Source organism: Parabacteroides sp. PF5-9 (assembly GCF_029893105.1).
In the GTDB taxonomy this organism is placed as follows: Bacteria; Bacteroidota; Bacteroidia; order Bacteroidales; family Tannerellaceae; genus JARXWG01.
Map to the genome: position 1 here is coordinate 14,515 of NZ_JARXWG010000017.1, position 24,192 is coordinate 38,706.

The window sequence follows — 24,192 nt, forward strand, 5'->3', positions numbered from 1 at the left end:
TAGAACCACAAACGTTAAATTATTTTGTGCTTCTACATCTAACAAACAGGCCGTTTTTATTCGCCAAATAATGAATCTACAAATGCCTTCTTATTGAAAACCTGTAAATCTTCCATGCCTTCCCCCAAACCAATATACTTCACCGGAATATGAAATTGATCAGATATGCCTATGACCACACCACCTTTGGCTGTTCCATCCAATTTGGTAACAGCCAACGCATTCACTTCTGTTGCAGCTGTAAACTGTTTGGCCTGTTCAAAGGCATTCTGCCCGGTGGATCCGTCTAAAACCAACAATATTTCATGAGGAGCATCAGGAACAACTTTTTTCATGACATTCTTGATCTTTGTCAACTCATTCATCAGGTTTATTTTATTATGTAGACGTCCTGCTGTATCAATTATGACGACATCTGCTTCATTCGCTTTTGCCGAATTTAAAGCATCATAAGCTACTGAGGCCGGATCCGAACCCATCTTTTGTTTGACGATCGGCACTCCAACTCGTTCACTCCAAATCACCAGCTGCTCAACAGCTGCTGCACGGAATGTATCGGCAGCACCAAGGTATACGTTTTTTCCGGCTTTTTTAAACTGAAAGGCTAATTTGCCTATTGTCGTCGTTTTACCCACCCCATTTACGCCTACCACCATAATGACATATGGTTTTTTATCCGTAGGCAACTCAAAACCTTCATTATCTTCCGTATGATTCTCGGTTAATAATTGGGCGATTTCATCCCTCAAAATAGCGGTCAGTTCCTCCGTATTCACATACTTATCCCTGGCTACTCTTTCTTCGATACGAGAGATTATTTTCAGTGTTGTTTCAACACCGACATCAGACGTGATCAGTACTTCCTCCAGATTATCCAGTACTTCATCGTCGACTTTATTCTTACCGGCAATAGCGCGGCCTATTTTCGAAAAAACAGTCTCTTTTGTTTTTGAAAGACCTTTATCTAATGTTTCTTTTTTTTCCTTATTGAAAAAATTAAAAAATGCCATATGCGATTTGTTGATTTTCTTAATGATTTGAATCAGACTGCGAAAGTAATATTTTATTACCAATTTTCACAGGTTATAAGCGATTAGTTTTAACTCATCCGGTTTTTATAATCCGAATAACCATATTTACGATAAACCACCAATTCATCGTTATTGTTCCACAAAACAATGGCTGGATGTGTTATTCCGTTGAACATGGTCGTCTTTACGATCGTATAATGGATCATATCCTCAAAAATCAACTGAGCACCAATCTGTAATGGTTGTGTAAAATGCCAATCCCCTATAAAATCTCCACTCAAACAACTATTTCCTCCTATACGATAAGTAAACGTACCCTCCTCTTTGGGGACAGCCTGACGGATAACAGGTTGATAAGGCATTTCCAGACAATCAGGCATATGACAGGTAAATGATGCGTCAATAATAGCAGTTTTTATTCCGTGGTTTTCAACAATATCGACAATAGTTGTCAGTAGAAAACCTGTTTGCCAGGCAAAAGCACTTCCCGGCTCCAGAATGATCTCCAGATTCGGATATTTAGCTTTAAATGCAGTTAATAAACCTATCAGATGTTCAATGTCATACCCCTTTCGCGTCATCAAATGCCCTCCTCCCATATTCAGCCACTTCAGATGAGACAGAAAACAGCCGAAACGCTCTTCAACCACCGCCAGGGTCTTTTCCAAATCGAATGAAGAGGATTCACATAGTGTATGAAAATGAAGCCCTTCTATACCTTCCGGCAACTCATCTCCTAATAAATTCCTAACGACTCCCATACGGGAACCTGGTGCTGTCGGATTGTAAAGATCGGTCGCTACAACAGAGTATTCCGGATTTATACGTAACCCACAAGAGATAGGTCTTTCCGAAGCTTTTACCTGTGGATAAAAACGTTTGTATTGACTCAACGAATTAAAGGTGATATGGCTACTGTACTGCATGATCTGCGGAAATTCCTGCTCCGTATAGGCCGGCGAATAGGTATGCGCCAAACTCCCCATCTCTTCATATGCCAGTTGCGCTTCATAAATGGAACTCGCTGTCGAATATGGAATATATTCACGAACGATCGGAAAAGCTTTCCATAGGGCAAATGCTTTAAATGCCAGAATAATCTGTATTCCGGCACGCTCTTTGACACTTTTTATTAATGCGAGATTTTCTCTTAAACGTTTTTCCTCCAAGACATAACTGGGAGAAGGTATTTGTCGGATATCAATCATAGTCATACTATCTTAATTGGAGCACAAACTTACATAAAAAGTCAAGACCATGTATGTTTCTTGAAAAAGTCATACCTTTGGATTGTAAAATAGTGCAAACCTTAAAAACAGTCCGGATGTTGAAAATTATAACATATAATGTAAATGGCTTAAGAGCCGCCATCAATAAGGGTTTTCCTCAATGGGTAGCCAATGAATTACCTGACGTTTTATGTCTGCAGGAAACTAAACTACAATCCGAACAATACCCCATGGACACATTTAATGCCCTTGGATACCACTCTTTTCTTTTGTGCGCACAAAAAAAAAGGGTATAGCGGAGTAGCTATCCTTTCCCGTCAAAAGCCTGATCATGTAGAGTATGGCATGGGGATTGAAAAGTATGATCAGGAAGGACGATTCATTCGTGCGGATTTTGGCGATCTTTCTGTTATCAGTGTTTATCACCCGTCGGGAACCAGCGGTGAAGAACGGCAAGCCTTTAAAATGGAGTGGCTGGAGGATTTTCAGACCTATATTGTGGAATTACAGAAAAAGCGACCTAAACTGGTTATCTGCGGAGATTATAATATTTGTCATGAACCGATAGATATACACGATCCGGTCAGAAATGCGACAAACAGCGGATTCCTTCCGGAAGAGAGAGCCTGGATGACCCGTTTTCTCGCTGCCGGATACCTGGACACCTTTCGACTTTTAAATCCGGATAAAAAAGCGTACAGCTGGTGGAGTTACCGTTTTAATGCCAGAGCCAACAATAAAGGCTGGCGATTGGATTACTGTATGGCCAGTATGCCTCTGAAGTCTCAACTAACAGAAGCTTATATCCTGAATGAGGTGGTTCATTCCGACCATTGCCCTGCTGTTTTGAAAATGACGGTTTAAACATATTTCAACTGAATATCACCGTCTTATTCTTATAGGCCAGTATTTTTCGTTCAATATGTTTTTGTACGGCACGGGATAATACTATTTTCTCCAGGTCTTTCCCCTTATTGATCAACTCGCTGGTAGAATCTTTATGGGTGATACGAACCACATCCTGTTCTATAATCGGACCGGCATCCAACTCAGAAGTCACATAATGGCTGGTGGCTCCGATGATTTTTACACCTCTTTCAAATGCCGCATGATAAGGTTTAGCTCCCACAAAAGCCGGCAAAAACGAATGGTGAATATTGATGATACGATTAGGATATTTTTCTATAATCTGTTCCGAAACAACTTGCATATAACGAGCCAATACGATGAAATTAACCTTATGCTGCCGCAGTAATTCCAGTTCTTTGTGTTCCTGCTCCTGTTTGTTCTCTTTGGTGATCGGTATATGATAATAGGGTATGTCAAAACGTCGCCCTACAGTTTCCAGATCGGGATGATTACTTATAATTAAAGGAATTTCCACATGCCATTCACCTGCCGTATAACGCGATAAAAGATCATATATACAGTGCGACATTTTTGAAACGAAAATAGCCATTCGCGGTTTATCATCAGAGAAATACAACCGGAAGTTCATCTGATATTTCTGGGCATACAATGTATCAAAGTATTCAAAAATCTTCTCTTTCGGAATAAAAAAATCTTTTAATTCCCACTCAATACGCATAAAGAATATATTCTCTACATGATCGACATATTGATCGAGATAAACGATATTTCCTTTATTGACAGTGATAAAACTTGTTACATCAGCCAAAATGCCCGGCATATCCGGACAATGTAATAACAATTTTGCAGTACTCATAAAGTTTGTTCTTTAACTATTTTAAGTCGCAAAAATAACGTTTTATTACAAAATAAAGAAAATATGCGGCAATAAGTTTCAAATTAAAGCCGCATACACAACAAAATGTAAGTCTGTGTTTTTTATACCTGCAAGGCTCCGGTCAATTCGCTAACCGAACTGAACCCATTTTGCTCGCAATACATATTGAGTCCGTCTATCACTTTTACGGCAATAGTCGGATCAATAAAATTAGAGGTTCCTATCTGAATAGCGGTAGCACCCGCCAACATAAACTCTACCGCATCCTGCCAACTTGAAATTCCCCCAAGCCCTATCACGGGTATGTTTACTGCCTTATAAGTTTGCCATACCATCCGCAGGGCAACCGGCTTAACACATGGCCCGGAAAGCCCACCAGTTATTGTAGATAATTTCGGTTTTCGTTTATGGATATTTATCGCCATTCCGAGCATCGTATTGATTAAAGAAACAGCATCTGCACCTTCTGCTTCGACCGCCTTGGCTATCTCCGTTATATCGGTTACGTTTGGAGAAAGTTTTACAATAAGGGTCTTGGGATAAACCTTGCGAACTGCTCTCACAACTTCAGCTGCTCCACTACAAGTAACTCCAAAAGCCATACCTCCCTTTTTCACATTGGGACAGGAAATGTTCAGTTCAATAGCCGGGATTTTTTCCAGCGAAGCGATTTTTTCGGCACATTCAACATAGGTTTCTACAGAAGATCCGCTAACATTGACTATCATATGTGTATCAATATTCTGGATTTCCGGATAGATCTGTTCGGCAAAATAATCCGCTCCTTTGTTCTGAAGGCCTACCGCATTGAGCATGCCGGCCGGTGTTTCTGCCATACGGGGATAATCGTTGCCTTCACGAGGTTGAATAGTCGTCCCTTTTACAATAATCCCACCAATTCGGCTAATATCCATGAAATCAGCATATTCTATGCCATACCCAAATGTGCCGGAAGCAGTCATTACCGGGTTTTTCAACGATAAGTCTCCTATATTTACGTTTAATTTTGCCATGACAATTGATCGATATTAAATACAGGCCCTTCCGTGCACACACATACATGGTGGCCTCTTTTTGTTTTTTCCACACAACACAAGCAAGCGCCTATCCCACAGGCCATTGTGTTTTCTAAAGAAGCTTCACAAAAAATAGATTGTTGAGCTGCATATCTGGCAACAGCCATCATCATCGGCTTGGGTCCACAGGTGTAGATCCTGTCAAACGAGTTATTAGTTAACACACTATGATCCGTAACATACCCGTTTTCGCCCAATGAAGCATCTTCTGTAGTGATATACACCTGCCCAAATTTCTGAAAATCACCCAATTGCATAATATCATCTTTTGAACGGGCACCTAATAAAAAGGATGGAGTAAACCCTTTATCTTTTAATACAGCCCCCCAATATAATAAAGGAGCCGTACCGACACCTCCGCCAACCAAGAGCAGTTTCTCCGAAACCAGAGTCGGCAACGAGAAACCATTGCCTAAAGGCAGAATAACATTTACAACATCATTCGGTTGATAGTCAGCTATTCTACGCGTGCCATCTCCAATAATCTGTATAAGCAGCCATAAAGTATTCGTTGACTTATCCACATAATTAATAGATATCGGGCGACGCAGAAAAGTGGTAGGGGAATTATCTACGCGAACCTCGACAAATTGCCCGGGAAGCATATCCGGCAACTGTTGATCTGAGGTTAGTTTTAGCAGACAGTAATTTGTATGAAGACGGATATTATCCGTAACTTTCATATCCATTATGTACTTCTTCATATATCTTTCACTCAATTTACATACAAAGATACATGAATAAGGTGGATTTAATGATTAGTCCTTCTTATTTTTCTCCGATGTAAAAGTATCGAACGTATCATCCGAATAAAAGACCATTATTTTAGTAATTCGCTTAGCTGGCGACTCTTTATATACAATTTGCTCTTTTACTGGCTGTTGAATCGTGTTTTGTGGTAGTTTAACCTCGATTTCTTTGCGATTTTCCGGTAGATTGGTATCTATATTCGGTTTTATTAGCGTATTTGAAAACAAATCCGGCTCTCTGGAAGAGGAAATAGTTGTAAACATCTCACCTTTGCCAGAAAGCATCCAGGCAGGATTTACATAAGTGAACCGATCCAATATTTTCGTAATCACCTCAAGACTAGGTTTATTACGCTCTGATAAAATATGCGACATGGCTGATCGCTGAATGCCGATCGCTTCTGCAAATTTAGAGGGAGAGAGGTTCTCTTTCTCCATAATTTTTTTTATCCGGTCTAACATAGAAATAAGAATTATATAATCTGATATTATGACATTTTGACTGTGTTCCTTCTGTAAATCTAAATGAGTACAAATATAAACAATAATATCCAATTGTGCAATTTATTTTTATAACAATAAACAGATACAAATGTAACAATTTATAATTTACATTAGTATTTTACGGATGTAAACGCACGAAATAAAGGTTAAATAAAAACTTAAACAAATAGGAATAATTGACTTGCATACATTCATATATATACTAGATTTATATGGGTAATACAGTATAGTTTACAAAACGATCTGGAATTAGCATCTATATTCACCTTTTACTTTAAAACACACGATTATACTACTGGTATACAACCATTTATTCTAAAATACAACTATATACAGTATATAATATATTACTTTTGTAATCTGATTATTTTTGTAATCATTTATATTTGTATACAAATGCACTCATACGACAAATCACTACACATATGTAATTATTTACATATGTATCCCTGAAAAACAATCCTTTTATAGTCTACAAAAATAAACATACTCTCCCTCCTACTTTGAATCACTTCTCATCGCATGACATAATGTCATATATTATCTATACATTTTATTATATGAACTAAAAGGTTTTCTGAGAGAATACAGAACGAATGCTACGATTGTCTGAATGTATTTTCTGTTAGAGGTACGTCTAAATTTATTTAGAGGTAGGTGTAAACAAATTTAGAGGTACGTGTAAAATATTTTAGACGTACCTCTAACAAAAAAGTGTTCATATACATTTATTATTATCTTCCTAATATCCCCTTCTATCCATTGGGATCATAAAACTTCGAATTGTTGCCATTTTTACGTACAAAGAGGCGATTCAATTTAAATATTAAAATCTCAGACGCATTAATTAGGGTTTAATGAATTGATAATTAAACAATAAAACTGCTTTTGTAAAGTTGCTTTTTTCTTGAATTAGAGCAAAAACAGAAAAACGACCAGAAAAAGCAAAAAGTGCTTAGAAATGGTCGTAAATTGTAGTTGGGTATTTCGAAAAAATGGACTGTTTATTCGGATGAATATGGATAGTATATATGTGCCCCAAGATTTTCACTTGAAGCCATCATTTTCAATGTAGGATTTTATACAAAAGTTCTTTCAATAAATCAGCATCACTGACGGAGGAATTGTCAACTCCTTTTGAACGCGCATCGGTGATCCGGATATCTCCGATCAATTGAAAAACTTTCATGGCCGAATAATTCTTCAATCCGAAAAGATAATCTTTTGCCTGAAAACTGTTGCGAAGACCTAAAGCTGCCATGATCCCATTTTCAGATTTATCTTTCGAATAATAGCAAATCAACAGGTTAGAAAAATAGTTAAATAATACAGGAAGGGTCATCTGAATCGGATTGTTTTTAGGGTTCTTTTCAAAGTACTGGGCAATCCGATTTGCCTTAAGAATATCTTTAAGAGAAAGAGCCTTTAGAAGTTCGAAGTTATTGTATTCTTTACTTAATCCGATATTCTGTTCTATCAACTCCGGAGTAACACGTTTCGGACCGTTTTCGGGCAAGACCAAAACCAATTTTTCCAACTCCTGATTCAACCGGCTTAAATCGTTACCCAGATAGTCCGAAAGCATTTGTGCTCCTTTTGCATCAATGCCAATGGATCGCTCCTGCATAAAAGAAACGATAAATCCCGGCATCTTATAATCCTTTATTTTTTGTGATTCAAATAAAACACCATTGGCTTCTACGGCTGATATTAAAGCTTTTCGTCTATCGAGCGTCTTATATTTATAATTGATGACAAGAATAGTCGATTTCAGCGGGTTTTTCACATAGTTAGTCAACATTTCTATATTGCGGATCATCTGTGCTTCCCTGACTACAACAAGTTGATATTCCGACATCATAGGAAAACGACGGGCAGCGTTGATTATAGTCACCACATCGGTATCGGCACCATAAAAAATGAGTTGATTGTAATCCTTTTCCTCTTCAGTTAACACATCTTTCAATAACAACTCTGTAATCTGATCCATGAAAAAGGGCTCTTCGCCCATTAACACATAGACCGGCTGAAAATTTCTTCCCCGGATATCCCGGCATATCTCTTCAAATGTATACGTTTTCTTTGCCATCTGTATGTTTACCAGCTAAAACGGATATGCTGAATTGTTTTCTTTTCATCAATAATTTGTCGAAGTGTTTCAACGCCAAACATGACATGCTCGTGCGCAAACATCTGTGTGACCATTTTGTCGCTTTTCTCTGTTTTGACTCCATCTTCTTCCAGTGGCTTATCTGAAATCATCAATAAGGCGCCGGTAGGAATTTTGTTCGCAAAACCGGCCGTAAATAAAGTGGCGGTTTCCATATCAACACCTGTTGCATGCGTCTTTTCCAGATACTCTTTAAAATGGGTATCATATTCCCACACACGCCGGTTGGTGGTATAAATCGTACCTGTCCAATAATCCTTCCCGTTATCCCGAATAGCCGATGAAATCGCCCTTAACATAGAAAAAGCGGGTAAAGAGGGTACTTCGGGAGGAAGATATTCATTTGATGTCCCTTCACCACGGATAGCAGCGATGGGCATTACATAATCACCCAAGTTGTTTACTTTTTTTATACCGCCGCATTTTCCAAGAAACAAGACAGCCTTCGGTTTGATAGCCGAGAGCAAATCCATTATAGTCGCAGCATTGGCACTACCCATTCCAAAATTAATGATTGTAATACCATTGGCCGATGCATTCGGCATTGAACTTTTAAGCCCTAGGATAGGTACCTGAAAATGTTCCGAAAAGAGTTCTACATATTTGGTGAAATTGGTCAGCAAAATATACTCCGTGAACTCTTCCAGTTTGCGTTCGGTATATCTAGGCAGCCAATTTTCGACAATTTCTTGTTTTGTTTTCATAAATAATTACCTTTGGATCATCGATCTGTCAATAGTCGGATAGTTTAAGCAATAATTTTTTTACACAACAAATATACACAATGCTCTCGTTAAACCTACCTCCTTATGCACCGAAAGTCATTGAGAAAAATGGTAAGCGATTGATTTTTGATCCGATACGCCTCAAATATATTAGATTGACTCCGGAAGAATGGGTCAGGCAACATTTTGTGCACTATCTGATAAACAGTAAAGGATATCCGGCCGGCTTTGTAGGCAATGAAATAACAATTCACTTAAACCGCACCACCAAACGTTGTGACACGGTTGTGTACAACTCTTTTTTAAAACCTCTAATGATTTTAGAATATAAAGCACCTCATGTAACCATAAACCAAGCTGTTTTTGAACAGATTGCAAGATATAATAGGGTGCTGCAGGTTCGTTATCTGATCGTGAGTAACGGACTTGAACATATATGCTGTAAAATTGATTTTGAAAAACAGTCTTATTCTTTTTTATCGGATATACCCCACTATACCGAATTAAACAGTCCTGATTTTTAAAGGATGGATTGTCTTTAAGTTTCCAACTCCAGTGCGAAAACCGGTTTTGGGTTTAGACAACTTAGGCCTTGGTTCACTATAAATAGAATAAAAAACAACGAATTGATCGAGAATATGAGGTTGTTAATATAGTGAATGTCTCTTATTGGCATAGAAATAAAGAGAGTCTGTATTGGGTTGAAGGTCTGAAGATTTCATTTGTTTGGCTTGAGTGGGTGGTATAGGTTCAATGGTAGTTTGCTGCGTTTGTTCGTTTTTATCCAAAAAAATCGAATAAAAAAGAATCACAGCGAAAAAAGATAAAATCAAAGGCTTCATTTTAGGTTTATTTTCATGAATACTATTAATAAGATGAAATATCTATATAAAATGCTGCATGGATTGTATAGAATATTTTAGAAACTAAAGGTATATTTTTAATCTTCACATATTAAACGTGAAAAGTAGAGCGTTATTACATCTGAATACTAGAAAATTAATCCATGCATTAAAAAAGAAAAGGGAAAGAAAAAACTTTCCCTTTTCAATTATGTTTTATGCTCCGAAATCGTCAAAATGTAACATCTCACGAGGTACACCCAGACTATCCAGCATGCCTTCTACAGCTTTTGCCATCGGACCCGGACCACACATGTAGTATTCAATATCTTCAGGATCACTGTGATCTTTCAGGTAATTATCATGAATCACCTGGTGAATAAATCCTACAGGACCTGTCCAGTTATCTTCCGGACGTGGTTCCGACAAGGCAATATGGAACGTAAAGTTCGGGAATTCTTTTTCAATCGCACGGAAATCTTCTTCATAGAAAATTTCAGCTTTCGAACGAGCTCCATACCAATAAGAGACCTTGCGATCTGTTGTTTTCAATGTTTTAAATAAGTGTAACAAATGCGCACGCAATGGAGCCATACCGGCACCACCACCGATATACAACATTTCACGCTTGGTATCCAGAATGTGGAAGTCTCCGTAAGGTCCAGACATCATAACCTTGTCGCCTGGTTTTAAGTTGAAGATGTATGAAGAGCCAATACCTGGTTTTACATCCATCCAACCTCCTTTATTCCGATCAAACGGAGGAGTTGCAATACGTACATTCAATGTGATAATATTCCCTTCGGCTGGATAATTCGCCATGGAATAGGCACGAACTGTTTCTTCATCGTTCTTACAAGCCAGATCCCACATTTTGAATTTGTCCCATTCCGGTCTGAAACGGTCATCGACATCAAATTCGGTGAACTTCAGGTTATACTTAGGAATATTGATCTGAGCGTAGCTACCCGGCTGGAAATTCATCACTTCACCTTCCGGAAGTCTTACCGTAAATTCTTTGATAAATGAAGCAACATTCTTGTTGGAAACAACAGTACACTCCCACTCTTTTACCCCAAAGACCTCTTCCGGCACCTGCACCTTAATATCTTCCTTAACCTTGGTCTGACACCCTAAGCGCCAGTTATCCTTAATCTGTTTACGAGAGAAAAAGCCAACCTCTGTCGGAAGAATATTACCTCCCCCTTCAGGAATCTGGCAACGACACTGACCACAGCTACCGCCACCACCACAGGCTGACGAAAGAAAGATACCCTGACTCTGAAGTGTACCCAGAACCGTACCTCCCATCGGTACTTCAAATTCTTTTTCCCCATTAACCACCATCTTTATATTTCCGGATGGTATCAACTTTGCTTTAGCGAACAACAAGGCTCCTACCAAAATCAGTGTTATTACAAGGAATATCACCGCTCCGGCCATAATTGTTAATCCGCCTGACATCAATATAATCATCTTTTTTGTTGTTTATGCGTTAATATTAAATGTTTAGACCGGAGAAGCACATAAATCCAATACCCATCAAACCGGTAATGATAAATGTAATACCTAATCCTTTCAATGGTTTGGGAATATCCGAATAAGCTAATTTTTCACGGATAGCAGCCATACCTACAATGGCTAAAATCCAACCAATACCCGATCCTAAACCATACACAGTAGCAATGCCCGCATTAGCAAACGCTTTTTGTTGCATAAACAGAGACCCCCCTAAAATAGCGCAGTTTACAGCTATCAGAGGTAAAAAGATACCTAAAGAAGCGTACAGTGCCGGAGCAAACTTTTCCACGATCATCTCCACCAATTGCACAAAGGAGGCAATAATGGCAATAAATATGATCAATGACAAGAAGCTCAAATCGACAGTGGCATATTCAGCCCCTAACCAACTAAGCGCTCCTTCTTTCAATACGTAATTTTCAAGCATATAATTGATAGGCAGCGTACAAACTAAAATAAATGTAACAGCAATACCTAAACCTAACGCAGTCTTTACATTTTTGGAAACAGCCAGATAAGAACACATACCCAAGTAGTATGCGAAAATCATGTTTTCAACAAAAATCGACCGTACGAATGTGCTTAACATCTCTTCCATTCTATTTTCTTTTTTATTGATTCAACATTAATTTTCCTGAAGTTCCTTATTCTTGGCCCTGTGAACCCAGATAATGACCGCTACGACAATAAGCGCCATCGGAGGCAGAATCATCAACCCATTATTCACATATCCAAACTCATAGAATCCTTGTGGGATAACCTGAAAACCTAATAAAGTCCCAGATCCCAATAACTCGCGGAAGAAACCGACAATGACCAGGATCACTCCATACCCAAGTCCGTTTCCTATACCATCCAGGAATGATTCCCAAGGACCATTACCCAAAGCAAAGGCTTCCAAACGTCCCATCAAGATACAGTTTGTGATAATCAAACCGACAAACACCGAAAGCTGTTTGTTGACATCATAGGCAAATGCTTTCAACACTTCACTCACAATCGTCACCAATGCAGCAACCACCACCAACTGAACAATAATACGGATACGATTAGGAATCGTATTACGAAGCAATGAGATAATCACATTGGCAAATGCAATGACAGCCGTTACCGAAAGTCCCATGACAATAGACGGCTCCAACTTGGATGTTACAGCCAGCGCCGAACAAATACCGAGCATCTGTACGATTACCGGATTGTTCTTGCTTATCGGGCTAAACAATACTTCTTTATTCTTATTTGATAATAATCCCATCTTCTTATTGGTTTTTAGAGTTTAAAAATTGAAGATAACCACTCAAGCTACCAGAGATCATCACATCGACTCCCTGGCTGGTAATTGTACCTCCGGAAATTCCATCGACATAATCTTGACCTACGGCGCTTTTACCCGGTTTTACTACAGCAATGGATTTAAACTCATTGTTCATGAAAACCTTCTTACCGGCAAACTGGCCGCTAAAAGATTTAGTGGTAATTTCAGCACCTAAACCAGGAGTTTCACCGGCATGGCTGAAGTCAGCTCCAAATACCGTGTTTTTATCATCATTCAATGAGATATATCCCCAAAGCGGCCCCCAAAGTCCGGCACCCTGCAAAGCCATAATGTATTTGGTCTGTCCATCGACATTGGCTACAAATACAGGATATTGATTTGCAGCGAAAGCCTTTACAACATCAGCGGCAAAAGCGTCACCTTCCACTTTTTCACCTTTATCATTGACCAAAAAAGCTTCTTTGATCAACTCATTATACTTCGATTCAGCCACATCCGCTTTTGCTTCTATATTTATAGACCGTAAAATCTGTTGGCGTTTATCATTATCTTCATTCTTCTTCTGAAACTCTCTCAGCGACTGTGAAGTAAAGGCTAACAGAACAGCCACCAACACAACCATGACAGAAGCGTAGATTACAGTATATGTATTACTATCTCTATTCATAATTCGACTTCTTATAAGTTATTTGACTGCTCTTTTCAAACGACGGTTAATATTTCCTTCCACGACATAATAGTCGATCAGCGGAGCAAATGTATTCATCAGTAAGATTGCAAGCATCATACCTTCCGGATAACCTGGGTTTAATGCTCTGATAAGAATAGCCATTGCGCCGACTAAGAAACCATAGATATATTTACCTGTTTCTGTTCGTGCAGAAGTAACCGGGTCGGTAGCCATAAAGACGGCTCCAAAAGCAAAACCTCCCAAAAACAAATGATCAACAGGTGATACGGTCATAGCTACTGTAGTGCCAACCAGATTAAAGATCGCCGCCACAAAAGCACCACCAACAAATACGGAAAACATCGTTTTCCAGCTGGCAATTTTGGTAAAAAGAAGTATTGCTGCTCCTATCAAAATGGCTAAAACAGATGTTTCACCAATAGAGCCAGGGATCAAACCAATGAAATAATCCCATGTGGTCAATGGATTTCCTAAGATATCAACCGTTTGAAATGAATCGATTAATTCCTTTCCGGCAATACCGATCTGACCTAACGGAGTTGCTCCTGAATAAGCATCTACAGTCTGTCCTGCTCCAAGACCAAAGGTGTCTGCTGTACGTACCCAGATTGAATCTCCCGACATCGCAGCCGGATAAGCAAAAAACAGGAACGCACGTGTAACTAATGCCACATTAAATATATTGTATCCTGTTCCGCCAAATACCTCTTTAGCAAAAACTACGGCAAATGCTGTTGCAACAGCTATCATCCAAAGAGGAGTGTCGATAGGAACGATCATAGGAATAAGAATTCCGGAAACCAGAAAACCTTCCTGTATCTCTTCATTTTTCCATTGAGCTACGACAAATTCGATGCCCAACCCTACGACATATGAAACAATGATTTTAGGCAATACGGCCAAAAAACCATAAATAAAAGTCATCCAGAACCCTGGATTTGCACCGATCGCCAGATTATGCTGATATCCGGTATTGTACATACCAAAAAGTAAAGCCGGTATCAAAGCGATGATCACAATAGTCATCGTTCGCTTTGAATCTATACTGTCATGAATATGTACGCCTGATTTCGAAGTCTCATTCGGAACAAACAAAAATGTTTCGAACCCGTCGAACACAGAACGGAACATCGCCAGCTTTCCGCCTTCCTCAAAGTTGGGCTTAATCTTGTCGAGATAATTCCTTAACGCTTTCAATGTATTCTAAATTTTAATGTTATTAATTCATTTCTTTATACAACAAATCCAACCCGTCACGAACGATCTTTTGGATTTCAATCTTGGAAGTATCCACAAACTCGCATAAGGCAAAGTCTTCCGGTGCAACTTCATAGATGCCGAGATTTTCCATTTTATCGATATCAAAAGCGATAATAGCCTTCAATAAATATTCCGGCAAGATGTTCATCGGGAATACCTGATCATATTCATTCGACATAATCATCGCACGTTTTCCTCCCTTGATACGAGCATCTATTGTATATTCTTTCTTTTTACCCATCAGCCAACTGAAATAGGTTCGGCTAACACTAAAATCATTGAAGCGCGGCATAATCCAACCAAACAGTTCATATACATCTTCTCCTTCCGGAATTACAGTGATCTGATTATCATAAGCACCTAAGTAACCGTCCCGGTCAACTTTGGTGCCCGATAAAACATTTCCGCTAATTATACGCGTATCAGATAATCCTTGAAATCCATTCTGAAAATTGGATTGCTGTACTCTTCCGTCTACAAGACTTTTGATGGAACAACCAGCTATTGTCTCTACATATCCTTTTTCTGAGATCTCTGAACCTGTTAAAACTACCATACGGCTGAAGTCGGCAATACCTTTATTAAATAAGCGGCCTATCATTATGACTTCATCTGGATTTACTACCCAAACGATTTCACCTTTGTTGATTGGCTTAATGTAATTAATTTGTACACCTACGTTGGCTGCCGGATGAGGGCCTTCAACCTCTATCAGTTCTACGCCTTTCGGACTTACATTCGAACCTTTGCGCACTCCGACATAGACTTTACCTGAAGTTAATTTAGCTAAAGCGTCCAACCCTGTCTGAAAATCAACCTCCTGCCCCCGCAAGATAAAATCAAAATTAGGAGCCAAAGGCGCCGAATAGAATGCCGACACAAAAATATCACGAGGTGCATCCCCCGGTGTAGCGACAATATCATACGGACGTTGTCTGACAGATGGCCATAACCCAGCCTCCAGGATTGCTTCCTTGATTTCTTCCGCTTTTAGGGAAGATACATTTTTTTTTCCGAACTCTACATACTCGACCTCCGCATCTGCCTGTACTTCAATACTAAGTACTTTACGCTTCGCTCCACGGTTTACGGCAAGAACCTCACCACTGACTGGGGAAACAAATTTGATTTCCGGGCGATTTTTATCGTACATCAGAACGGAACCGGCTTTGACCTTATCACCTGCTTTGGCAACAACTTTAGGAATAATACCGTTATAGTTGTCGGGAACAATCGCATACGTAACGCTTTTTTTCCCGGCTAACAGTACATCCGAAGGCTTACCTTTCAGATTAATGTCTAAACCTTTTTTAATCTTAATCACATTTGCCATGATACAACTAAAATTCATTAAAATTAGTCGTTTGGCATAACTCGACATAATCCAAGCAAGCTTGGATTCTACTCTCGTTACTTCAAACGTTGTTTTGTGTAATTTCCCGCAAAAGTAAACATTTTTTTATGCTTTAAAGCAGAAGATAACAAATAATTAAAGAAAAAAATCCATAATTTTGTCGAATCAATAAAAGAGTAAAGAAAATGAGCACTTTAGCGAAATACATAACTATTTTCTGTTTGTTTTTTGCCTGTTCTGTTTATGCGCAGGAAACATATTATACCACCATCAGCAACAAACTGATCAAAAGCCTACAAGTTAGAGTTGAAGACGAAATGATTTCTCATCCGTATATTGAGATAAATAATCAGAAGCAGATTGAAATCAATTTTGATGCATTAACCTCAGGTTATACACGTTATGCTTATTCTATCATTCATTGTAATGCTGATTGGAGTAAATCGATGCTCTCTCCCATCGAATATTTGAATGGTTTTCAGAATCAACCGATTGAAGATTTTGCCAATTCAATGGGTACGACTGTCCAATATACGAATTACAGGTTGTTATTACCCAACGAAGAGATGCAACTGAAAGTGTCCGGCAATTATGCCGTACAGGTTTATAATGAAGATAATCCTTCTGAAATTGTCTTGACAGCTTGTTTTTCTATAGTAGAGCCTATGATAAGTCTTTCTGCTGCAGTAAGTGGAAACACCAATATAGACACCAATCGCTCCCATCAACAGGTAAGTTTTGTTATCAACCATAAGAATTTCCCCATTACCAATCCGCAAAATGATCTGAAAATCTGGGTCTATCAAAATAATCGCCGTGACAACAGTGTCAACATCATAAACCCGATGAATATCAGAGCCAATGAAATCGAATATTCCAATATGCGTGAGTTGATTTTTCATGCAGGAAACGAATATCGTCGAATGGAATTTCTGAATAACCGATACAATGGACTACATGTCGAAAATATGTCATTCCACAATCCTTATTATCATGTCGAATTAGCGATTGACCAATCAAGAGCAAATGGTAGCTATCAATACGATCAGGATCAGAACGGACGTTTTTTTATCAATTGTAACAACTGCAATAATCCAGATACCGAAGCAGATTACAACGTTGTTCACTTTGCATTAGAAAGTCACAAAATTAACGATGGAAACGTTTATTTATGCAGCGATATATACAATAACATACTGAACGAACAGAGCCAAATGACTTACAATGCGCAAACAGGATGTTATGAAAAAATAGCATTAATCAAACAAGGTATTTACAACTACCAATACTTGTTTGTTCCCGACAAGACGAACACCGGATTAACTGCCCCCTTCGAAGGAGATTATTCTGAATCGGAAAACGAATATATCATTTATGTTTACTACCATTCAATGCGCGACCGCTATGATCGTTTGATAGGCGTTCAAACCATCAACAGTAGTACTAAATTATTTTATTAGAACAGCTGTAAAACAAAAAGAAATCTCATTAAACCGGAATAAAAAATAACGAAACCCCTATTACACTAATAATTGCGCCAATAACCTCCCGAACTGTAATTTTTTGGTTAAGAATGAAATAGGCAGGAGCTAATATGATTATAGGAGTAAGCGCCATTAATGTCGATGCAATCCCGGCTTCAGTATACTGGACAGCCATTAATGAAAAAGAAACTCCCAAGAATGGCCCAAAAAAAGTACCTCCCAAAGTAGCAACCATCGCTTTTTGATCTTTTAACGATTGCATCAGATTCTTCCATTGTCGGGTCCAAGACATAATAAAAAGAAAACCAACAAGTCCGACTATTGCCCGTATCTGAGTGGAAGCAAAAGGAATCATTTGCATAGCAATTGTATCCTGCATACCTATTTGTTCCCAGTAATAAGTCATTCCCAGTTTACTAAAAACCAAACCTACCCCCTGGCCTACTCCTGCTCCAACACCAAACAGTATCCCTTTTAATGGCAGTTTGACTTTCCATTTATTTGATTCAACTCCCTTTTTACCAAAAATAGAAAGAGCGATTCCTAACATAGTCACCAACATACCTAACACCGCATACCCATTGAGGCGTTCGCCCAATATAAAGAAACCCGCTATGGCTGCTGACGGAGGTGCTAAGGTCATAAACAATTGTCCAAAACGGGAACCTATTAAAATGTAAGAACTAAACAGACAATAATCACCTAAAACATACCCTATAAAACCGGATATCGCCAACCAGAACCAAGCTTTTGAACCCGCATTTAAAGGAACTACTTCGCCTGTGAAATAATAGAGTGTAATTCCAAGCATAATGATAGCCATCCCCAAACGAATAATATTAAGAGAGAGCGATCCCATCCGTTTTCCGGCAACCTCAAAACATAGAGCTGTAATTGTCCACGACAAAGCAACAAAGAGAGAAATTATCTCTCCGAAGTAATTTTCCGAATTGGGAATCAACAGAAGAGAGGTCATTTCTTAAATATTAGAACACATAGAGTAGCACCAACAACAAACATCGTTTTAATCGATTAAAACGGCACTTCACTACTACTTTCCACATTTAAAAAATCGACTCCTGCCGGAGGGATAGGAGGCATTGGTTCATCGGCATTCATACCAGAAGAAAATTCTTTTATGGCAATATCTTCATCCACATTCATAAATTTAGCATATTCATTTTTAAATCGCAGCCTGACATCACCCGTCGCCCCGTTACGATGTTTAGCAATGATAATTTCTGCCAAACCGATCAACGAGTTTCCCCGTTCATCCTCTGTAATTTTATAATATTCCGGACGATGGATAAAACAAACCATATCAGCATCCTGCTCAATTGCACCTGATTCACGCAAATCGGCCAATTGAGGACGCTTACCCTCTACCCCCTGGCGACTCTCCACCCCACGATTCAACTGCGACAAAGCAATAATAGGTATATTTAATTCTTTAGCTAACCCTTTTAAAGAGCGAGAAATTGTACTTACCTCTTGTTCACGGCTACCAAAAGTCATCCCACTAGCATTCATCAACTGTAAATAGTCGATAATAATACATTTGATACCATGCTCACGCACCAACCGACGCGCCTTTGTCCGTAATTCAAAGACTGACAAACTGGGAGTATCATCTACAAAAATAGGCGCATCATAGAGGTCTTTCAGCTTGAAATTTAACTGTTCCCATTCATATTTTTCCAATCTCCCACTTTTAATCTTCTCACCGGGAAGTTCACACACATTCACGATCAAACGATTAACCAACTGCACATTGCTCATCTCCAATGAGAATAAGGCCACCGGTATATTATGGTTTACAGCCATACTCTTAGCCATTGAAAGCACAAAAGCCGTTTTCCCCATCGCCGGACGAGCAGCTATAATCACCAAATCGGAATTCTGCCAGCCCGACGTAATTTTATCTAATGCCGTAAATCCGGTACGCAAACCACTCAACCCTTCTTTTTGATTTGCCGCCTTCTCCAACAGTTCAATAGCATCTTTAATCACCGGATTGATTTGAGTCACATCTTTTTTAACGTTCCGTTGAGAGATCTCGAACAGCTTCCCTTCTGCTTCCTGCATCAAATCATCAACATCAATCGTTTCATCAAACGCTTTATTCTGAACCAACGCCGTAAAAGAGATCAATTCACGTGCTAAATATTTCTGTGCAATAATACGGGCATGATATTCAATATGAGCGCTACTAGCTACTCTACTGGTTAATTGTGAGATATAAAACGGTCCACCAACAGCATCCAGTTCGCCTCGTTTTTTCAACTGCTCGGTAACCGTCAACATATCAATCGGTCGCTGACTTACAGCCAAATCAACGATGGCGCCATAAATCATTTCATGCGCCTTTTCATAAAAACATTCCGGTTTCAGCAATTCACTAACAATAGAATATGCATCTTTTTCCAACATTAATGCACCGAGAACAGCTTCTTCCAACTCACGAGCCTGAGGCTGTAAACGCCCCATGTCAGGAACAACAATTGCTCTTTGTTTACTTTTTCCGGTATTTTTTGCTCTTTCAGCCATGTCGTATTTTATTTAGGACACCAAAGATACATAAAAAGTATCCGTCAACTGACCGTAATCAATGACAGGTTATCAACAACTAATAAACAGGTTCAAATGGAACTGTCTAAAATTTGCGAAAAATGTATTTGGTTGTTTCGCGGATAAGTATCAACTCCTTACTATTCACTTTCTCAACAGAAAAAAACTGCTCTTCCGACCACCAATCCGTATAAGGTAAAAAGTCCTCTACTGACTGCTGATCCGATACAAGCCTGATTTTCAATAGCGACTGTCTATCATCCATCCACTGTTTGATACCATGACACCGTCGGTAGCCATCATATTTTTCATAAGTCGGATCATAGATCTGATAGGCAAAAAGGGTGTTTTGAAAATTATACCACACCGTATCCACCTGATAACTCATTCCATCCGCACATATTTTTTCCCGTAATTGCCATTTCCCTTCCAGATCATCTTTTTGATCTTTTTTGCAGGAAATCATCAATAAAAGAATACTACAAAGAATTATCAGGTACCGACTCATAATACCCCTTTTGTACTTGGAAGTTCATAGCGATAAATATCCCTTTTAATCGCCATTTTTATCGAACGAGCCAATGCTTTGAATATACCTTCTATCTTATGGTGTTCATTCGCTCCTTCCGCTTTTATGTACAAATTCATCCGTGCCGAATCACTCAAACTCTTAAAGAAATGATGAAACATCTCAGTCGGCACATCCCCTATCCGTTCACGGAAAAAGTCTGCCTCCCAAGTCAGCCACGGACGTCCGCCAAAATCAAGAGCCACACTACAGGAAGCATCATCCATCGGCAACATAAAACCATACCGTTCAATACCTCTCTTATCTCCTAAAGCCTTATATAATGCTTCTCCCAATGCAATAGCCGTATCTTCCATCGTATGATGTTCGTCTACACGCAAGTCTCCCTTCACCCGTATGGTCAGATCTGCTCCCGAATGTTTTCCGATCTGTTCCAACAGATGGTCAAAAAAGCCCAATCCAGTCTCTATCTCCGTCTCTCCTTTTCCATCCAGACGTAATTCTACAAAAACATCCGTTTCTTTTGTCTTACGTTCAATAATAGCAGCACGTTCTCCACTCAATAAGAATTCGGTAATTTTATCCCAATCGTCAGTCACCAGCACCGGCCAAAGGTTTCTGTGATAATTAAGTAACTCCTGTTCCGAACCCTCCTGAGGGTGTAACCATATCCCTTTCGCTTCTAAATTCTCCGCCAATTCGATATCGGTCAGCCTGTCACCAATCACATAGCTGTTTTCCAGGTCATATTCTTCGGTCATATACTTCTTCAACATACCCGTACCCGGTTTGCGGTTCGGTGATTTATCTTCCGGAAGCGAATCATCGATAAAAATATCTTTAAACTTGATACCCTCTCCTGCTAATGTCATGACAATCAACTTATGAGATGGCCAAAAAGTCTCTTCTGGAAAAGAAGGAGTACCCAAACCATCCTGATTGGTTACCATAACCAGATCAAAATCAAGATTCTTGCATATATAATACAGGTTACGAATTACTTTCGGATAGAATTGTAGTTTCTCTAGACTATCCAATTGAAAATTTTCGGGCGGCTCTTTTACCAAAGTCCCGTCACGATCGATAAAAAGTACTTTTCGTTTCATATAATCAAACGTTTCATTGCTTTTAATAATTTTTCATTTTCATCAGGAGTACCAATCGTTATCCGCAAACATCCTTTACACAAAGTGACATTATTCCGGTTCCGAACAACTACCCCCTCTCCGATCAATGTCTGATACATACGATCGGCATCTCCAACCTCTACCAATATAAAGTTAGCATCCGATGGATAAATTTTATAATTGAAAGGCGATTGACTAAACAGTTCTGTCAGCCGCTCACGTTCGTTCAATATCTGTTTCAACTGCTCTTGCATACGACGAGTGTCGGATAAGACTTTCAACGCATACTCCTGTGTCAATTGATTCACATTATAAGGATATTTAATCTTATTCAGTACAGATATAATCTCCGGCGAAGCAAAAGCCATTCCCAGGCGAATACCTGCTGCTCCCCAAGCTTTCGATAAAGTTTGCAATACGACAAGATTGGGATAATACGATAAATCGCGAATAAAAGACGGTTCAGACGCAAAATCGATATACGCTTCATCGATCACCACTATCCCCTGAAAAGTATTCAACACTTTGTATACCTCCTCCCTCTCCAGAAGATTTCCGGAGGGATTATTCGGAGAACAAAGAAAGATAACTTTTGTACAAATATCGGTCTTTTCGAGCAACTTTTTTCCATCCAGTTCAAAATTCTCCGTTAGCGGCACCTTCAAACAAGCAACATGATTTATATCTGCTGCAACCTCATACATCCCATACGAAGGTGATATGGTGGCGATATTATTTATACCTGGTTCACAAAAAGCACGAATAATCAGATCTATCGCTTCATCACTGCCATTCCCCACAAAGATAGCATGTTGATCGATCTTTTTCAACTCCGCAATCCGTGTCTTTAATTTCCATTGTAAAGGATCCGGATACCGGTTATACGGTAAGTTCCACGGATTCTCGTTAGCATCCAGAAATACAGACGCTTCTCCATGAAATTCATCACGAGCAGACGAATAAGGTTTCAACTGCCATATATTTGTTCTTACTAAATCTTTCAGGTTTTTCATACTACATCTTTAGTTTCATTTCTTATTCATTCGAAGCGTTACCGCATTACAGTGCGCTTCCAACTGCTCATTCCGAGCCATCACCTGTATGGTCTCTCCCAACCCGTTAATACCATCGGAAGTAATTTCCTGAAAAGTGATCTTTTTGATAAAACTATCCAGATTGACTCCACTGTATGATTTGGCATACCCATTTGTCGGCAAGGTATGATTCGTTCCCGAAGCATAATCACCGGCGCTTTCCGGTGTATAAGGTCCTAAAAATACACTTCCTGCATTTTCTATCCGATCTGCAATATACATATAATCTTCTGTCTGCACAATGAGATGTTCTGGTGCATAAGCATTTGTAAAGTCAATAACATCCTGTTGTTCTTTCAGTACGATTATACGGCTATGAGCCAACGATTTCTCAATAATCTCTTTTCGCGGTAGCTGTTTCAGCTGTTCATGGATGGCCTGAACAACCGGCTCTACGATTTTTTCGGAAGTGGTCACTAATATCGACTGGCTGTCTGCCCCATGCTCTGCCTGAGACAAAAAATCGGAAGCCACAAAGCCAAAATCCGCCTTCTCATCGGCAATTATCAAAACCTCCGATGGACCCGCCGGCATATCAATAGCAACGTCTTTCAGGCTGACCAACTGCTTGGCTGCTGTCACGTATTGATTTCCCGGACCAAATATTTTATAGACTTTCGGGATCGATTCCGTGCCATAACTCATCGCCGCAACGGCTTGTATTCCACCGACCTTAAACACCCTATTTACCCCTGCTATCGAAGCGGCATACAGTATTGCCGGATGTATCTTGCCTTCCTGATCCGGAGGCGAACAGAGAATTATCTCCTTACAACCCGCTATAGAAGCAGGAACAGCCAACATCAATACCGTAGAAAACAGCGGCGCTGTACCTCCCGGAATATAAAGTCCGATTTTGTCGATGGATAGAGCCTTTTGCCAACAAAAAACACCCGAAATTGTCTCGATTTTACGCCCAACAAACTGCTGTGAACGATGAAATTTTTCAATATTTGCCTTAGCTGTTTTTATCGCTTTTTTCAAGTCATCCGAAACGAAAGAAGCGGCTTCGTTTAATTCTTCTGCAGAAACCTCCAAAGTCGAAAGTTTGACCTTGTCAAATTTTTCACCATACCGTTTAACGGCCTGATCACCTTCAACCCGGATTTCTTCCAATACCGTTCGTACCGTATCAAACAGTGTAGAGACATCCAATGCCGGCCTTTCCATTAATGATGCCCATTCTTCCCGCGAAGGATATTTGATGATCTCCAT

Annotated in this window: 22 protein-coding genes and 1 pseudogene; 3 read left to right on the top strand and 20 right to left on the bottom strand. The window is 39.3% G+C overall.

The features are described from left to right. Positions 1 to 56: 56 nt before the first annotated feature. Both ftsY and nspC read right to left on the bottom strand, forming a co-directional pair. Positions 57 to 1,010, bottom strand: a complete 954-nt coding sequence (gene ftsY / locus M2135_RS10585) for a signal recognition particle-docking protein FtsY (protein WP_280748477.1) — start codon at positions 1,008 to 1,010, stop codon at positions 57 to 59. Between the two features lie 89 nt (positions 1,011 to 1,099). After that, positions 1,100 to 2,239: a carboxynorspermidine decarboxylase gene (gene nspC / locus M2135_RS10590; protein WP_280748544.1), complete on the bottom strand. Its 1,140-nt coding sequence runs from the start codon at positions 2,237 to 2,239 to the stop codon at positions 1,100 to 1,102. Positions 2,240 to 2,358: 119 nt separating this feature from the next. Here nspC and M2135_RS10595 point away from each other — a divergent pair. Continuing rightward, a pseudogene (locus M2135_RS10595) lies at positions 2,359 to 3,124 on the top strand (exodeoxyribonuclease III). Positions 3,125 to 3,131: 7 nt separating this feature from the next. Here the strand turns inward: M2135_RS10595 and purU are convergent. The 6 genes from purU to M2135_RS10625 form a co-directional block, all read right to left on the bottom strand. After that, a complete protein-coding gene (purU, locus tag M2135_RS10600; RefSeq protein ID WP_280748478.1) occupies positions 3,132 to 3,986 on the bottom strand; it encodes a formyltetrahydrofolate deformylase in 855 nt (284 codons plus the stop codon). Between the two features lie 122 nt (positions 3,987 to 4,108). Further along, entirely contained in the window at positions 4,109 to 5,020 is a 912-nt protein-coding gene (locus M2135_RS10605; protein ID WP_280748479.1) for a dihydroorotate dehydrogenase, read from the bottom strand. Beyond that, the gene (locus M2135_RS10610) at positions 5,008 to 5,787 is read right to left on the bottom strand and encodes a dihydroorotate dehydrogenase electron transfer subunit (RefSeq protein ID WP_280748480.1); all 780 of its coding nucleotides are present in this window, start codon (positions 5,785 to 5,787) and stop codon (positions 5,008 to 5,010) included. Before M2135_RS10610 ends, M2135_RS10605 begins: the two co-directional genes overlap by 13 nt. A 54-nt stretch (positions 5,788 to 5,841) precedes the next feature. Beyond that, complete coding sequence (locus M2135_RS10615; RefSeq protein WP_280748481.1) at positions 5,842 to 6,294, bottom strand: helix-turn-helix transcriptional regulator; 453 nt, start codon at positions 6,292 to 6,294, stop codon at positions 5,842 to 5,844. A gap of 1,108 nt (positions 6,295 to 7,402) precedes the next feature. After that, the gene (gene holA / locus M2135_RS10620; protein WP_280748482.1) at positions 7,403 to 8,425 is read right to left on the bottom strand and encodes a DNA polymerase III subunit delta; all 1,023 of its coding nucleotides are present in this window, start codon (positions 8,423 to 8,425) and stop codon (positions 7,403 to 7,405) included. 8 nt (positions 8,426 to 8,433) lie between these two features. Next, a complete protein-coding gene (locus tag M2135_RS10625; protein ID WP_280748483.1) occupies positions 8,434 to 9,210 on the bottom strand; it encodes an AMP nucleosidase in 777 nt (258 codons plus the stop codon). Positions 9,211 to 9,290: 80 nt separating this feature from the next. On the opposite strand from M2135_RS10625, the gene M2135_RS10630 reads away from it, so the two are divergent. Continuing rightward, complete coding sequence (locus tag M2135_RS10630) at positions 9,291 to 9,755, top strand: type I restriction enzyme HsdR N-terminal domain-containing protein (RefSeq protein WP_280748484.1); 465 nt, start codon at positions 9,291 to 9,293, stop codon at positions 9,753 to 9,755. A 534-nt stretch (positions 9,756 to 10,289) separates the two neighbouring features. Here M2135_RS10630 and nqrF read toward each other — a convergent pair. From nqrF to M2135_RS10660, 6 genes are read right to left on the bottom strand one after another with little or no spacing between them, the layout of a single operon-like run. Further along, positions 10,290 to 11,549 (bottom strand): NADH:ubiquinone reductase (Na(+)-transporting) subunit F, encoded by a 1,260-nt coding sequence (nqrF, locus tag M2135_RS10635; RefSeq protein ID WP_280748485.1) that lies wholly within the window; start codon positions 11,547 to 11,549, stop codon positions 10,290 to 10,292. Positions 11,550 to 11,574: 25 nt separating this feature from the next. Next, positions 11,575 to 12,192, bottom strand: a complete 618-nt coding sequence (gene nqrE / locus M2135_RS10640) for an NADH:ubiquinone reductase (Na(+)-transporting) subunit E (protein WP_280748486.1) — start codon at positions 12,190 to 12,192, stop codon at positions 11,575 to 11,577. A gap of 27 nt (positions 12,193 to 12,219) precedes the next feature. Beyond that, positions 12,220 to 12,849: an NADH:ubiquinone reductase (Na(+)-transporting) subunit D gene (locus tag M2135_RS10645; RefSeq protein ID WP_280748487.1), complete on the bottom strand. Its 630-nt coding sequence runs from the start codon at positions 12,847 to 12,849 to the stop codon at positions 12,220 to 12,222. Between the two features lie 4 nt (positions 12,850 to 12,853). Continuing rightward, complete coding sequence (nqrC, locus tag M2135_RS10650; protein WP_280748488.1) at positions 12,854 to 13,537, bottom strand: NADH:ubiquinone reductase (Na(+)-transporting) subunit C; 684 nt, start codon at positions 13,535 to 13,537, stop codon at positions 12,854 to 12,856. Positions 13,538 to 13,555: 18 nt separating this feature from the next. After that, on the bottom strand, positions 13,556 to 14,758 hold the full coding sequence (locus tag M2135_RS10655; protein ID WP_280748489.1) for an NADH:ubiquinone reductase (Na(+)-transporting) subunit B: 1,203 nt from the start codon (positions 14,756 to 14,758) through the stop codon (positions 13,556 to 13,558). Positions 14,759 to 14,780: 22 nt separating this feature from the next. Then, entirely contained in the window at positions 14,781 to 16,154 is a 1,374-nt protein-coding gene (locus M2135_RS10660; protein ID WP_280748545.1) for a Na(+)-translocating NADH-quinone reductase subunit A, read from the bottom strand. Positions 16,155 to 16,360: 206 nt separating this feature from the next. Here M2135_RS10660 and M2135_RS10665 point away from each other — a divergent pair, with 206 nt between their 5' ends. Further along, complete coding sequence (locus M2135_RS10665) at positions 16,361 to 17,635, top strand: DUF5103 domain-containing protein (RefSeq protein ID WP_280748490.1); 1,275 nt, start codon at positions 16,361 to 16,363, stop codon at positions 17,633 to 17,635. Between the two features lie 28 nt (positions 17,636 to 17,663). Here M2135_RS10665 and M2135_RS10670 read toward each other — a convergent pair whose 3' ends face one another. The 6 genes from M2135_RS10670 to hisD form a co-directional block, all read right to left on the bottom strand. Then, entirely contained in the window at positions 17,664 to 18,635 is a 972-nt protein-coding gene (locus tag M2135_RS10670; protein WP_280748491.1) for a DMT family transporter, read from the bottom strand. A 56-nt stretch (positions 18,636 to 18,691) separates the two neighbouring features. Then, a complete protein-coding gene (gene dnaB / locus M2135_RS10675; protein WP_280748492.1) occupies positions 18,692 to 20,206 on the bottom strand; it encodes a replicative DNA helicase in 1,515 nt (504 codons plus the stop codon). A 106-nt stretch (positions 20,207 to 20,312) separates the two neighbouring features. Continuing rightward, on the bottom strand, positions 20,313 to 20,735 hold the full coding sequence (locus M2135_RS10680; protein WP_280748493.1) for a lipocalin-like domain-containing protein: 423 nt from the start codon (positions 20,733 to 20,735) through the stop codon (positions 20,313 to 20,315). Next, on the bottom strand, positions 20,732 to 21,862 hold the full coding sequence (gene hisB / locus M2135_RS10685; RefSeq protein WP_280748494.1) for a bifunctional histidinol-phosphatase/imidazoleglycerol-phosphate dehydratase HisB: 1,131 nt from the start codon (positions 21,860 to 21,862) through the stop codon (positions 20,732 to 20,734). Before hisB ends, M2135_RS10680 begins: the two co-directional genes overlap by 4 nt. Continuing rightward, positions 21,859 to 22,896 (bottom strand): histidinol-phosphate transaminase, encoded by a 1,038-nt coding sequence (gene hisC / locus M2135_RS10690; protein WP_280748495.1) that lies wholly within the window; start codon positions 22,894 to 22,896, stop codon positions 21,859 to 21,861. The genes hisB and hisC overlap by 4 nt, the downstream gene beginning before the upstream one ends. Before the next feature lie 15 nt (positions 22,897 to 22,911). Further along, entirely contained in the window at positions 22,912 to 24,192 is a 1,281-nt protein-coding gene (gene hisD / locus M2135_RS10695; protein ID WP_280748496.1) for a histidinol dehydrogenase, read from the bottom strand.

Coding starts and splice junctions, on each gene's coding strand:
- hisB (WP_280748494.1), bottom strand. CDS start 21,862: ATGAAACGAAAAGTACTTTTTATCGATCGTGACGGGACTTTGGTAAAA.
- ftsY (WP_280748477.1), bottom strand. CDS start 1,010: ATGGCATTTTTTAATTTTTTCAATAAGGAAAAAAAAGAAACATTAGAT.
- hisD (WP_280748496.1), bottom strand. CDS start 24,192: ATGGAGATCATCAAATATCCTTCGCGGGAAGAATGGGCATCATTAATG.
- M2135_RS10630 (WP_280748484.1), top strand. CDS start 9,291: ATGCTCTCGTTAAACCTACCTCCTTATGCACCGAAAGTCATTGAGAAA.
- M2135_RS10660 (WP_280748545.1), bottom strand. CDS start 16,154: ATGGCAAATGTGATTAAGATTAAAAAAGGTTTAGACATTAATCTGAAA.
- M2135_RS10615 (WP_280748481.1), bottom strand. CDS start 6,294: ATGTTAGACCGGATAAAAAAAATTATGGAGAAAGAGAACCTCTCTCCC.
- M2135_RS10625 (WP_280748483.1), bottom strand. CDS start 9,210: ATGAAAACAAAACAAGAAATTGTCGAAAATTGGCTGCCTAGATATACC.
- M2135_RS10645 (WP_280748487.1), bottom strand. CDS start 12,849: ATGGGATTATTATCAAATAAGAATAAAGAAGTATTGTTTAGCCCGATA.
- M2135_RS10665 (WP_280748490.1), top strand. CDS start 16,361: ATGAGCACTTTAGCGAAATACATAACTATTTTCTGTTTGTTTTTTGCC.
- nqrE (WP_280748486.1), bottom strand. CDS start 12,192: ATGGAAGAGATGTTAAGCACATTCGTACGGTCGATTTTTGTTGAAAAC.
- M2135_RS10680 (WP_280748493.1), bottom strand. CDS start 20,735: ATGAGTCGGTACCTGATAATTCTTTGTAGTATTCTTTTATTGATGATT.
- M2135_RS10605 (WP_280748479.1), bottom strand. CDS start 5,020: ATGGCAAAATTAAACGTAAATATAGGAGACTTATCGTTGAAAAACCCG.
- purU (WP_280748478.1), bottom strand. CDS start 3,986: ATGAGTACTGCAAAATTGTTATTACATTGTCCGGATATGCCGGGCATT.
- M2135_RS10670 (WP_280748491.1), bottom strand. CDS start 18,635: ATGACCTCTCTTCTGTTGATTCCCAATTCGGAAAATTACTTCGGAGAG.
- nspC (WP_280748544.1), bottom strand. CDS start 2,239: ATGATTGATATCCGACAAATACCTTCTCCCAGTTATGTCTTGGAGGAA.
- M2135_RS10610 (WP_280748480.1), bottom strand. CDS start 5,787: ATGAAGAAGTACATAATGGATATGAAAGTTACGGATAATATCCGTCTT.
- nqrF (WP_280748485.1), bottom strand. CDS start 11,549: ATGATTATATTGATGTCAGGCGGATTAACAATTATGGCCGGAGCGGTG.
- hisC (WP_280748495.1), bottom strand. CDS start 22,896: ATGAAAAACCTGAAAGATTTAGTAAGAACAAATATATGGCAGTTGAAA.
- dnaB (WP_280748492.1), bottom strand. CDS start 20,206: ATGGCTGAAAGAGCAAAAAATACCGGAAAAAGTAAACAAAGAGCAATT.
- holA (WP_280748482.1), bottom strand. CDS start 8,425: ATGGCAAAGAAAACGTATACATTTGAAGAGATATGCCGGGATATCCGG.
- nqrC (WP_280748488.1), bottom strand. CDS start 13,537: ATGAATAGAGATAGTAATACATATACTGTAATCTACGCTTCTGTCATG.